Origin of the sequence: Psychrobacillus sp. FSL H8-0483 (assembly GCF_038637725.1) — a bacterium.
In the GTDB taxonomy this organism is placed as follows: domain Bacteria; phylum Bacillota; class Bacilli; order Bacillales_A; family Planococcaceae; genus Psychrobacillus.
Map to the genome: position 1 here is coordinate 3,025,265 of NZ_CP152052.1, position 11,925 is coordinate 3,037,189.

Below are 11,925 nucleotides of genomic sequence, written 5' to 3' on the forward strand. Positions count from 1 at the left end.
AGGATTTGTCCCTAACATTTTCTTCTAAAACAACGACAACAAAAAAGGAAGGCTCTAATATTGTTAGTAAACAATTTTTAGAGACTTCCCTGGTTCTAGTATCGAATGGATTGTTTGATCCAATCTGCTAGTTTTTCTTTTAATGTATTAAATCCTTCGTCATCATGTTCATCAACACGATCTTGTAGTGTTTTACGTGGTTTATCCTCTTTTTTAGGAGCAGATGGTTTTTCTTGCAGTTCACGAATAGACAAGCTTATTTTCCCAGCTCCATCGTCTACTTCCAAAATTTTTACTTCCACTTCTTGACCAATCGTTAAAAATTCACTGACTTCTTTTACATAGCCATACGTTATTTCAGAAATATGCACGAGACCTTGCGTATTTTCATCTAAACTAACGAATGCTCCATAGGGCTGAATGCCAGTAACCCTACCCGCGACCACATCTCCTACCTTATAATTTTTTGCCATATTACCCGTTCCTACTTTCTTATATACGTTTTAGTCATGTTAAATTATAACATAGTAGAAAGTAAGTGGGCAAAATTCACTGAGTCGGCATAAAGGCAGCCCGCCAACCATTCTCAGTATGCTTGAGCTGAAAGCTTGCATGTTCCTCTTCAGTTGTGTCTTGAATAATAGTCACTACACCTTCATCTTCTGAAAGCTGCCGGAATTCTAATTTCCAAATTTCAATTAAATGTGTTATGCCTAAATTCAAACTATACTCTTCTTTTGAAATAGGATAATATTTTTTATCTTTCACGTACAACTCATATTGAGTATCATAATCTTGAAGTTGCGTACAGTAATAATATAGACCGACAATCTCTTCAGCCCTCGCACCTTTTAAAACCGCTTGATCATATGATGCCGAAAAGGAACTATACAGTTTTTGAATTCCTTGCATAAAATTTTGATCTACTAACGATTCAGATACTTTAAACGAAGGGTTTTCTATAAACTGCTCTAAATCTCCGTTAATCGCTAAATGAAGAGCGTCATCAATATCATTGTAGTCAAGAGCTTCCCAACTACCAGACTGTGTCCAATTAGTAGCTTCAAATTCTTCTACAATTGGAGCCAAAATGAAATTCACAGGAGTATAACTAGATGTTTCGTTTGCCATTGCTTTCCATAATTCTCGATATTCTTTTTTGACTGTCCCGTTATCAAAAATAGGTTGGTCAATCGTTCCTTTCACTACAGCATGAAAGATTTCTGTGTAATAAATTTTCATCTTATCTTTATCCACATAAGAATCAGAGCTTTCCAACAAATAATTTTCAAATAACATCATGGTTGCTACCGAGTCATTTAAAGAATAAATTAATTCGCCTGCAAAAGTGACAGGTTCTTTCTCTAGCATATTAATATATCCAATAATAGACGGAGCCAAGTATTCCTTTATACGAAAGACTTGCTCTACATCTACTTTATATCGTATATATGGTGGTTCAGGAAAAGCGTATAGACCCTCCTTCTCCAATGCCTTTATCTGATCTTCTGAAGTGGTTTCTTTTGTATTAAAGAACTGTTGTAATCCCTCAATTTTACTAGAATAGCTATTAAAAAACTGGGCAGTTTCTTCATCTGATAAAGTCGTTTCATTCTTTATTACCTCTTCTATCATTTCGGAAGGTAAATAAAGGGAACTTATTATCTCATCGAAATGAATTTGCAGTGTCTCAGGAGTTGTAGCCGTATGATACAAACTTTTATAATAATTAGGTTCGGTATAGAAGTTATAGGTAGAATCTGCCCTCTCAATAAATGCTATTTTTGAATACTCTTCTTCCGTTAATTTTAAAACCTGCCTTCTCTTTTCCCGTTCTTTCGGATATACGCCTTTTAAATCTTCTAGAAATTGCTCTGTTAAGATATCCAATTCATACTCTACTTGCTCACTTCCGTCCTCATTTGCATGATCAACATCTTCGGTTAGGAAGCTTGCACCTAAAATTCCTATGATAAATACACAAGCTATACTAACTGTCCAAACAGTAATCCTTTGCCATTTAGTCCCTTTACCTTTCTTCTCGTATGGAGGTTGGACTTTTTCTTCTACTATTTTTTTTATAATTTCATCTGTATTATCAGCAGAAGGCACTCTTTCATAAGATGTTTTCAGTAAATCTAATCGATCTTCGAGTTGTTTATCGTCCATGCTTTGCACCTCCGTTTGTTGAAAGTAGGCTTTTTAGTTGTCCTTTTCCTCGGAGTAATCTTGTTTTAACTGTTGAAATAGGAACATTTAAGACATCTGCTATTTGTTCGTACGATAAATCGTGAAAATAAAACAGAATAATCGGATGACGATATTTTTCATCTAATGTTTGGATTGTTTGATGCAATTCTCGATCTTCTTCAAAGATAAGTACTCGGTCTTCTGCAGATTTTGTTAAGTACGTTACAGCTACGTCATTATTTAGCTTTTCTTGTTTTTCTTTCTCTTTTGTTTCTTTCCGGTAATAATCTCTCGTTGTATTTAAAGTTATTTTGTATAACCATGTAGTAAAACGCTCACGCTGAAACTGATGTAAAAACCGAAACAGCTTTACAAATACTTCTTGTGTGACATCTGGAATGTCATTTACACGAACTCCACATTGAAACGCAAATTTCTCAACTGTTCGTTGATGTTTTTCAATGAGCGCAGTGTATGCAGCTTTGTCTCCTTGTTGCGCTTGCTCAATTAGTTCGTATTCGGACATTGCTCCCCCTCACCCTTTCAATATAGGTGATACGAAAGATCGTTCAATTATGTTTCACAAATACGTATACATTTTCTTTTAACCTCGTGTACTATAGTGCAGTCATAAAAAAGTGAAACTTCAATCCGTATGGGTTTATCTCTTACAGATTGTTAGTTGAACCATTCGAGCTTTAACGGGCGGATGACCTCCCACATATTCTTTCTAGGTTTTTAAAGTCCTGATGTGGGCGTTTTACCGCCTGTTAATGCGGGATAAAGGAGGAATTACTATGACAAAAAGAGATCATTTTGGCTCAAAAATCGGATTTATTTTAGCGGCAGCTGGAAGTGCAATTGGCTTAGGTGCTATTTGGAAGTTTCCATATATGGCTGGAACAAACGGTGGTAGCGTGTTTGTATTACTTTTCATTTTATGTACACTACTTATCGGACTACCAATATTATTAGCCGAATTTATTATTGGAAGGAAAGGGCAGGCAGACGCTGTTACGGGATTTAAAAAACTTTCTCCCGGAAAACCTTGGTATTTAATTGGCTGGTCTGGTTTTATCTTCTCATTTATCATACTATCGTTTTATAGTGTCGTTGGAGGTTGGATTTTATCCTACTTAGTTCGATCGATTACATTTAGTTTAAATGGTAGTAGCGAGACATTCTATGAAGACCTTTTTAATACAGTTATTTCCAACCCATGGGAAGTGCTTCTCGGACAGGGCGTTTTTATCTTGTTAACTATTTGTATTGTTTCTGGTGGGATAAAAGGCGGGATTGAGAAAGCAAGTAAATGGATGATGCCATTGTTGCTTATCTTCTTTGTAGTATTAGCGATTCGTTCTTTAACTCTTGAAGGCGCTATAGATGGGGTTAAATTCTTATTAGTCCCAGATTGGTCGTATTTCACGTGGGAAACAGCATTACTTGCTCTAGGACAAGCATTTTTCTCTTTAAGTGTGGGCGTCTCAGGAATGATCACCTATGCTTCTTACTTACCGAAGGAAACAAATTTAGGTAGCTCAGCACTTAGTGTATCTCTCTTGAATATCGGGATTTCCATTATGGCGGGTCTAGTTATTTTTCCAGCAGTATTCGCTTTAGGTTTTTCACCTGATGCAGGACCAGGATTAGTCTTTATAATTTTACCTGCAGTGTTTGAGAAGATTGTTTTCGGTCAGTTTTTCTTAATTTTGTTCTTCATATTACTGTTATTTGCAACACTGACTTCTTCCATTTCCATGTTAGAAATTGTTGTATCTATAGGTATTAAATCAAAGTATGATCGAAGAAAACGAGCGGCGTGGGTTTATGGATTTTTAATCTTTTTAGTTGGAATCCCAAGTGCCTTATCTTTTGGAGTCCTTTCCCACATTCAGATATTGGGAATGTCATTCTTTGACTTTGCAGACTTCTTTACGAGTAGTATTGGATTACCGCTAGGAGCGTTGTTTATATCCCTATTTGCTGGATTTAAGTTCTCCAAAATGGATCTCTCAAATGAATTAAATTTAAATAATTATTTATTAAATACTTGGCATGTTATTGTGCGGTATGCCGCTCCTATTGCTATAATAATCGTATTTGTGCAAGGCGTTATCAAATTGTTTATTTGAAAATTTGCTTTTTCTGACAATACTTTAAACCCGTTCTAAAAGAAATTGTGCTATAATATAATAACAATTAAGACTTTCTAAAGGGGTGGATGGAATTATGAAAAAAGAATTACATGAACAATTACGTCAAATAAGAGAAGAAAAAAATATTTCTTTAGAAACACTAGCCTTAAAAACAAGAATTGGTACCGGGAAACTTGAAGCGTATGAATCTGGAAGTGAAACACCTTCTGTACAAACAATCTTAAAATTATCAAATGCTTTAGAAGTTCCTGCTTCCAATCTATTGGATGGCGTACAAGAAGTATAAAAAAAGGCTTTCGGTGTAATAACCGAAAGCTTTTTTTATTAGCTGAGTTAAAAGATAATGTTGTTACCTACCGAAAATATACGCTTCTATAAACAACAACCTAATTTAATAGACCATTTTTATTAAATGATACATTTCATTTCATATTTTAACGCAATCAATTTATATGAAATCTCTACACATTTCTCAAGCGGAATCCACTGTTCAAACGAATGTTCATAAATCCCCTGAATTCGCTTCGCTAGTTCAGATGGATGATCGATGCTTTGTAAATCAGCGACTACATCAGCTGTTTCTGTTTCGTAACCATCTACCCCAATATTAAATGGATCCCATTGTTGTAGTATCCACACTGCTTTTCTATTCATTTCAATTGAGTCCATACATTCACCTTATTACTTTTTATTAGTTAGGGATATAATAACATAATAATAGCAAATTGAAAGGGGTAATTATTTTGTATAATTTTTCTACTGTACATGAAAGACGAAATACGCATTCCGAGAAATGGGATAAGTTAGAAAAAGTATATGTAATGGATGATGCAACTGACATACTTCCAATGTGGGTTGCCGATATGGATTTCGCTATTGCTCCTGTTATTAAGGACGCTATACAGAAGAGATTGGAACATCCTATTTTTGGATACGCTGTAGCTCCTGAAGAAACACGGTCATCTCTAACTAATTGGGTTTATTCTAAACATCAATTGACGATTAAAAACGAATGGATTCTATTTCGTCAAGGTGTAATCCCTGCAATAGCAGAAGCGATAGAGGCTTTTACTGACATAGGAGATAAAATATGTATTCATACACCTGTTTATCCTCCTTTTACAAGTATCCCCCAAAATCTAGAGCGAGAAGTTGTTACATGTCGTCTAATTGAAAAAGAAAATTCTTATGAAATGGATTGGTTAGCATTTGAATCGTGTTTACGATCTAACGTAAAGTTATTTATCCTTTGTAATCCGCATAATCCAAGTGGCAAGGTGTGGAGCAAAGAAGACTTAGCGAAAATGGCAGCACTCTGTCAACAATATAATGTCCTAATTTTATCGGATGAAATTCATTCTGATCTAGTATTCCACCCCAACAAGCATACACCCATGCTATCTGTAGCAGATGATATCAATAACATCATTACTTTTTTTGCACCTACCAAAACATTTAACTTAGCAGGTATTCAAGCTGCTGCTATCGTCGTTCCAGATGAAGAGAAACGAAAGGTATTAGAAAATATATCCAAGAGTCGAGGCGATATGGGGTTAAATGTATTTTCCTTAACAGCCTTGCAAGCTGCTTATGAGCAAGGGGCACCATGGTTAGAGGAATTGTTAGAGGTACTATCCTCTAATATCGAATATGTGATAGAGCATCTTTCCAAATTAGATGGTATAAAAGTAGCTAAACCAGATGGCACCTATTTAATGTGGATAGATTACCGTGGTACAGGACTTTCTGAAAAAGACATGATGAATCGTTTACTGACGAAAGGCAAACTTGCACTCGAACCCGGAACGAAGTTTGGACAATCTGGAGATGGCTTTTTACGTATGAATGTTGCATGCCCACCTCTTACATTAAAAGATGGTGTCGCACGCTTCATCCATGCACTGTCCTAACCCCAAATATGAAAAGCAGTTACCTCATTGTAGAGGTAACTGCTTCAGACTGTAATCAAACTCAATTTTTGGTGCATAGAGTTGTATAATAAATTCGGCAAGGACCACCACTTCGCTTTCCGTGGGCTTGGCTTCAGCCTCCTCGTCACTGCGTTCCTGCGGGGTCTTCTGCTCAAGCTGTTCCCACAGGAGTCTTCGTGGTGACCCTTGCCTTATAAACAATTCCTTATAGATATCCACTATCTTTACCTTTAATTAGATAAAGTAACCTCTTTAGGAATATTTTTCATTATTATTGATAACCATTTATAGAAATACTTTTGTCGTCAAGCTGAAGCAGTTACCTCATTGTAGAGGTAACTGCTTTTCCATTTCTTCTTTTCTCGCTTTCAAAACTCTCTCTTCTATCTCTCTTGCTTTTTCAGCGTCTTTGTGAGATTTCTTTTTTAACCATCTAAAGACCAGAATACATATAATCAATACTAATAGAAATTCAAGTACTACTGGAATATATTCCTTTTTATCTTCTGGGAAATATAAATAGAGAAAACCTAGCTGTAAAAATGTAAACACATTGGCACTTCCTTACTTATTTTTGAATAATTTCGATGGAATCTATCGTAATATCTTCGACTGGTTTATCGTTCGCATCTTTTTCAACTACCGCCATTTGATCGACAATGTCCATACCTTCCACCACTTGTCCAAATACTGTATGCTTTTGATCCAAGTGTGGTGTTCCACCCATTTCTACATATGCTTCTGCAATCTCATCTGGCCAACCACCTGATTTTAGTTGCTCCACTGTACCTGGAGCTTGTGAAGCTTGAACGATAAAGAACTGACTACCATTCGTATTTGGTCCAGCATTCGCCATCGAAAGAGCTCCTCGTAAGTTAAAAAGATTCATGGAAAATTCATCTTCGAACTCTTCCCCATAAATACTTTCTCCGCCCATACCAGTTCCAGTCGGATCTCCGCCTTGAATCATGAAATCTTCAATAACACGGTGGAAAATGATACCGTCATAATAGCCATTTTCTGCATGTGTTAAAAAGTTTTCGACCGTTTTTGGTGCTAGTTCTGGGAATAACTTAATTTTTATTGCGCCTATTGATGTATTCATAATTACTAATGCTTCGTTTGAAGCAACTTCCGTTGAAAGTTGTGGATACATGATTTTCTCTCCTTGTTGTTGGGTATCTGTATTTACAGATGTTTCTTCTTTGGTCATTACATCCTCTTTTGGTGTGTCTGCTGAATCATTTCCACACGCACTTAAGAAAATTACAGTAAATATACTCATAAAAATGAAGACTTTTTTCATAAATTAATCACCCCAAAATAGTTTACCATATTGAAAGTGCATTTTCAGTGACAAAGTATCTAAACTTTCTTAGTTACACGAAATGTTCTATAATAAATATTAATTTAAGTACGCAACAAATAGAAAGAAGGGATTTCGATGAGCGTACAAAAAAGAAACTTTACGATCATGTGGTTTTCTAACTTTCTTGTATCGAGCACAATGACGATGATTATGCCTTTTCTGTCGCTATATATTAATACAATGGGCGATTTTTCAGATGCATATGTTCAAAAATGGTCTGGACTCGTATTCGGTGCAACATTTGTATCAGCCTTTTTAATGTCTCCTGTATGGGGAAGAATTGCAGATAAATATGGATACAAGCCTATTCTTATTATTAATGGCTTCGGTATCGCAACAAGCGTGTTTCTAATGGGATTTGTTCATTCTGTTGAAGCATTTTTTGTACTGCGTTTATTTATGGGGATTGTAACTGGATTTATCCCCACTTCTCTTGCTTTCATAAGCTCACAAACTCCTAAAAATGTAGCTGGAAAGACGATGGGGACTCTGCAAATGGGGAGTGTTTCAGGTTCACTTTTCGGTCCTATTATAGGTGGATTTTTAGCAGATACTTTCGGGTTCCAATATACATTTATCATCACTTCCATTGCTGTATCATTAGCAGCACTACTCGTTATTTTTGGAATACATGAAATCCGAAGGGTAAAGCATAAAGGAGATCATGAATACTCTAGAAAAACAGTTATCTCAGGTATTTTTCATCATCGACTCATTTTAAATGTACTCATGATTAGTTCCCTTATTCAAATTGGCTTATTTAGCATTCAACCACTTCTCTCTTTATATGTTTCTCATTTAACAGATTCCAGTGAAGTTGCGTTACTAGCAGGTATTACTTTTAGTGCGACTGGAGTAGGTAGTTTACTGTTCGCTAGACCTTGGGGTAGACTCGGAGATACCATTGGGTATGAAAAAGTATTATCTGCCCTACTTGTTATTGCCTTTTTATTCATTGTTCCTCAGGCATTCGTAACGGAACTGTGGCAATTAATCGTTCTTCGCTTTTTATTTGGAATTGCATCTGGTGGATTAATTCCAATCACAACAGCTATAATTAGAAGAGAAGCACCGATTGAAGTTCAGGGCGAATTAATGGGCTATAACACAAGCTTTCGCTTTTTAGGTAATATAATAGGGCCGATGTTCGGCGGATTTATTAGTGGTTATATTGGAATATCCTCGGTATTTTTCGTAACAGGCGCATTGTTCATGATCGCCTTTTTCATTATCTATTTTGCAAGAAAAAAACCAGTCCAAAATTTTGAAAACGTACTATTAGAGGAAGAGCTTCACGCAAAATTATCTTAAAACATGAGCACACTTTTCTATAGAAAGTGTGCTATTCTTTTTAATAGATTAGCGCTGTTATATTTTACTGTTGTTTTTTAGTAAATAATTTTCGGTAGACTCCTGCTGGAATGCGAGTGGATTCTACCAAATAACACTATCTAGTTTAACAGCAACAATAGATTAAACGAATTGGAGTGCAGTATATGCGACAAGCAATAGGGTTTTTCATCATTCTTGTGTGCTTCCCAATTATATGGATATTGTATTCCTTCATCCACACAGAGTTATTAACTGCCTCAGCATTCAAAGATAATTTGGAGCAATCCATTCAATTATCAAGTCCTAATCTTGCTGCTCCGGTTGTAATGCTCGATGAAAATAACAACATTTTCTCTGAAGATTATGTGGAATGGAGAGATCCTCTACCAATAGAATCCATCCCACTCTTTGTACAAGAGCTTTTCATTCAAAGTGAAGATGCAGAGTTTTACAATCATATCGGGTTTAACTTTAGCGCGATATTCCGTGCGGTTTTTGCCAACGCTTCTGCAAATGCAAATGAGCAAGGGGCTAGTACAATTACCCAACAACTAGTTAGACTCCGCTATTTGTCAACGGAAAAAACCTATGAGAGGAAAGTTACCGAACTTGTTTATGCATATGAAATGGAAAAGAAATCGACAAAAGAAGAAATTTTATTAAATTATTTAAATGAAATTTATTTTAGTAACCAAGTGTATGGAATTGGCGCAGCTGCAACCTATTACTTTGGTCGCCCTTTAAACCAATTAACAGAAGCGGAGCTTGCATTTATAAGTGCGATCCCGAATAATCCAAGTATGTATGATCCTTTAGAAAACTTCGAGGCAACCAAAAAGCGACAAGAATTACTTATAGATGTGTTGGTGAATAACGGAAGGATTTCCACTGATCAAGCAGTTGCATTAAAAGCGGAACCAATTGTTTTACAGACAAAAAAGAAAAAGCAGCTTTATCCAGCTTATAGTACATATGTGTTGGAAGAATTAAAGAGTCTCATTGCAGAAAAAGAGGGCTACAAGGAAAAAATGAGCAATGCCCAAAATGAGCATCAAAAATTATTTTTCGAAAATGAACTTCAAACAAGAGTAAATGAAATCATTGCACAAGGAGTTACGATTTATACAGCACTTGATCCTTTCAAGCAAAAGGAAGATGAAGCATACGTTAATAATTTGTTACATAAAACATCCGATGTACAAGCAGCATCTGTCGTTATTAATAATGAAACAAGAGAGATTATTAGCATGTATGGTGGAAAAGATTATAAGAAATTTGATTTTCATCGTGGTTACCAAGCAGTTCGGCAGCCAGGATCGGCATTAAAGCCATTGCTTGTTTATGCACCTGTCTTTGATATGACTTCGTTAACAGCAAATAATACGATTAACGGTGGGAAATTATGTATCGGTACATTCTGTCCACAAAATTATGGTGGAGCTGTTTATGGAGATGTAACCCTTAAACAAGCATTTCGCTTTAGTCATAACACTCCTGCTGTTCGTCTTTTAGACACGGTGGGAATTGACAATGCTTTTGCCAAACTAGACCAATTTCAATTTAGCCATATAACGGCTGCTGATCATACCTATGCGTCTGCATTGGGTGGATTGACTAATGGAGTGACTGTTTTAGAAATGGCAGATGCTTATACTAGTTTTATCAATGGTATGTATAAACCAGCTCACGCCATTCGTAAGGTTGTCGATAAAAATGGAGAAGTTTTATATGAATGGCAGGAAGAAAAAAAAGAAGTTTGGACCCCAAAAACAGTACAAACAATGAGAGAATTACTTTCCGATGTTGTACAAAACGGGACAGGAAAAGGAATATCTATTCCATCTACCTACGTTGGTGCTAAAACGGGAACCACGAATGATTTTTATGACTATTGGATTGCTGGACTTACAGATACGTATACGTCTGCAGTATGGATTGGTTATGATATGCCCAAAAATATGAAAACAATTGAATCGAAAAAAATACACCATAAGATTTTCAATCAAATAATGAACACAAAATAGAGAAGCCCCTTCATGCTGGCTTCTCTTTCCTTTTCTCAGACGCTGCTTTTATATTTACTGTAATTTATTAGCATAAAATTTGCGGTAGAATCCGCGCAGACTCCTGTGGGAAAGCGAGCAGGACAAGACCTCGCAGGCGCAGACTAGGAGGCTTGTCGGTTTGCCCGCGAAAAGCAAGTGGATTCTACCAAATAACAACCATGTAGTTTAACAGCGTTTGTTATAAAAATGGTAGACTCGCAATAATTCCGTTATATAACTTAATAATAACATACACCACAAGTGCTAAAAAAAGACTCCACACAATAATTTCAAACATGATTAACCCAAGTGTACCTAATACGCTCATAGAGCTACTTAGCTTATATACAACATATACAAAATAAATAAATGCGGTTGCAAGAAAAATTAGGAGTAATATCTGAATAGATTGAAAGCCTACAGCTGAAATGACAGCTCCTACAAAAAATATAACATATCCGCCACGAGCCTGTGCCATTGTCTTCCCTTCGTAATCCTTTGAGAAAAACAACATTCCTAGCTCATGAATTGTTTCCGCAATTAGCTTCATTGCTGAAAATAGCATAAAGTATGCAAGTGCTAATAAAATTAATAAGAATAATTTTAGCTCCAAATCCGATAGAAACTCCCTCATACCGCTATATACACCAATAACTTTGAAAAGCTCGATTGCTTTATTCATGGTGAAGGTAGAAAAGGTTAAGCTAAAAAATACGATTGTGATTAATGGTAGAAAACCAAACACATATGGGTTTTTCATAATTGCTCCTCTTACTCTATAAAATAGTTTCCTATTTATCATATCGAAGTGCACGTAAGTTCTGCAAGTAGCTAAATAATTCCCAATGCATTTACTGCTTAATTGCGTTATAATTTTAAGTATGCATTTAAATCTATTG

12 protein-coding genes are annotated in these 11,925 nt (G+C 35.8%); 5 read left to right on the forward strand and 7 right to left on the reverse strand.

Going from position 1 to position 11,925, the window contains the following annotated elements; all coding sequences use genetic code 11:
* Nucleotides 1–95: 95 nt before the first annotated feature.
* The 3 genes from yugI to MHB48_RS14580 all read right to left on the reverse strand — a co-directional run bounded on the left by yugI (nucleotide 96) and on the right by MHB48_RS14580 (nucleotide 2,716).
* Complete coding sequence (gene yugI / locus MHB48_RS14570; RefSeq protein WP_342598697.1) at nucleotides 96–473, reverse strand: S1 domain-containing post-transcriptional regulator GSP13; 378 nt, start codon at nucleotides 471–473, stop codon at nucleotides 96–98.
* A 76-nt stretch (nucleotides 474–549) separates the two neighbouring features.
* On the reverse strand, nucleotides 550–2,169 hold the full coding sequence (locus MHB48_RS14575; protein ID WP_342598698.1) for a hypothetical protein: 1,620 nt from the start codon (nucleotides 2,167–2,169) through the stop codon (nucleotides 550–552).
* A complete protein-coding gene (locus tag MHB48_RS14580) occupies nucleotides 2,159–2,716 on the reverse strand; it encodes a sigma-70 family RNA polymerase sigma factor (protein ID WP_342598699.1) in 558 nt (185 codons plus the stop codon). Before MHB48_RS14580 ends, MHB48_RS14575 begins: the two co-directional genes overlap by 11 nt.
* 271 nt (nucleotides 2,717–2,987) lie before the next feature.
* Between MHB48_RS14580 and MHB48_RS14585 the strand changes: the two genes are divergently transcribed.
* Both MHB48_RS14585 and MHB48_RS14590 read left to right on the forward strand, forming a co-directional pair.
* Entirely contained in the window at nucleotides 2,988–4,325 is a 1,338-nt protein-coding gene (locus MHB48_RS14585) for a sodium-dependent transporter (protein WP_342598700.1), read from the forward strand.
* Nucleotides 4,326–4,422: 97 nt separating this feature from the next.
* The gene (locus MHB48_RS14590; protein WP_340922525.1) at nucleotides 4,423–4,635 is read left to right on the forward strand and encodes a helix-turn-helix transcriptional regulator; all 213 of its coding nucleotides are present in this window, start codon (nucleotides 4,423–4,425) and stop codon (nucleotides 4,633–4,635) included.
* 122 nt (nucleotides 4,636–4,757) lie between these two features.
* On the opposite strand, the gene MHB48_RS14595 is transcribed toward MHB48_RS14590, so the two are convergent.
* Complete coding sequence (locus MHB48_RS14595) at nucleotides 4,758–5,018, reverse strand: DUF1871 family protein (protein WP_342598701.1); 261 nt, start codon at nucleotides 5,016–5,018, stop codon at nucleotides 4,758–4,760.
* Nucleotides 5,019–5,092: 74 nt separating this feature from the next.
* Between MHB48_RS14595 and MHB48_RS14600 the strand changes: the two genes are divergently transcribed.
* On the forward strand, nucleotides 5,093–6,259 hold the full coding sequence (locus tag MHB48_RS14600) for a MalY/PatB family protein (protein ID WP_342598702.1): 1,167 nt from the start codon (nucleotides 5,093–5,095) through the stop codon (nucleotides 6,257–6,259).
* A 345-nt stretch (nucleotides 6,260–6,604) separates the two neighbouring features.
* On the opposite strand, the gene MHB48_RS14605 is transcribed toward MHB48_RS14600, so the two are convergent.
* Nucleotides 6,605–6,832 carry a hypothetical protein gene (locus MHB48_RS14605; protein WP_342598703.1) on the reverse strand — a complete coding sequence of 76 codons (228 nt, stop codon included), beginning with the start codon at nucleotides 6,830–6,832 and terminating at the stop codon, nucleotides 6,605–6,607.
* A gap of 16 nt (nucleotides 6,833–6,848) precedes the next feature.
* Nucleotides 6,849–7,586, reverse strand: coding sequence for a peptidylprolyl isomerase (locus MHB48_RS14610; protein WP_342598704.1), 738 nt, complete (start codon nucleotides 7,584–7,586; stop codon nucleotides 6,849–6,851).
* A gap of 138 nt (nucleotides 7,587–7,724) precedes the next feature.
* Between MHB48_RS14610 and MHB48_RS14615 the strand changes: the two genes are divergently transcribed.
* Both MHB48_RS14615 and MHB48_RS14620 read left to right on the forward strand, forming a co-directional pair.
* Nucleotides 7,725–8,960 carry an MFS transporter gene (locus MHB48_RS14615; protein WP_342598705.1) on the forward strand — a complete coding sequence of 412 codons (1,236 nt, stop codon included), beginning with the start codon at nucleotides 7,725–7,727 and terminating at the stop codon, nucleotides 8,958–8,960.
* A gap of 185 nt (nucleotides 8,961–9,145) precedes the next feature.
* Nucleotides 9,146–11,005: a transglycosylase domain-containing protein gene (locus MHB48_RS14620; protein WP_342598706.1), complete on the forward strand. Its 1,860-nt coding sequence runs from the start codon at nucleotides 9,146–9,148 to the stop codon at nucleotides 11,003–11,005.
* A 220-nt stretch (nucleotides 11,006–11,225) separates the two neighbouring features.
* Here the strand turns inward: MHB48_RS14620 and MHB48_RS14625 are convergent, their stop codons facing one another.
* Complete coding sequence (locus MHB48_RS14625; protein ID WP_342598707.1) at nucleotides 11,226–11,786, reverse strand: DUF5366 family protein; 561 nt, start codon at nucleotides 11,784–11,786, stop codon at nucleotides 11,226–11,228.
* Between the last annotated feature and the right edge of the window lie 139 nt (nucleotides 11,787–11,925).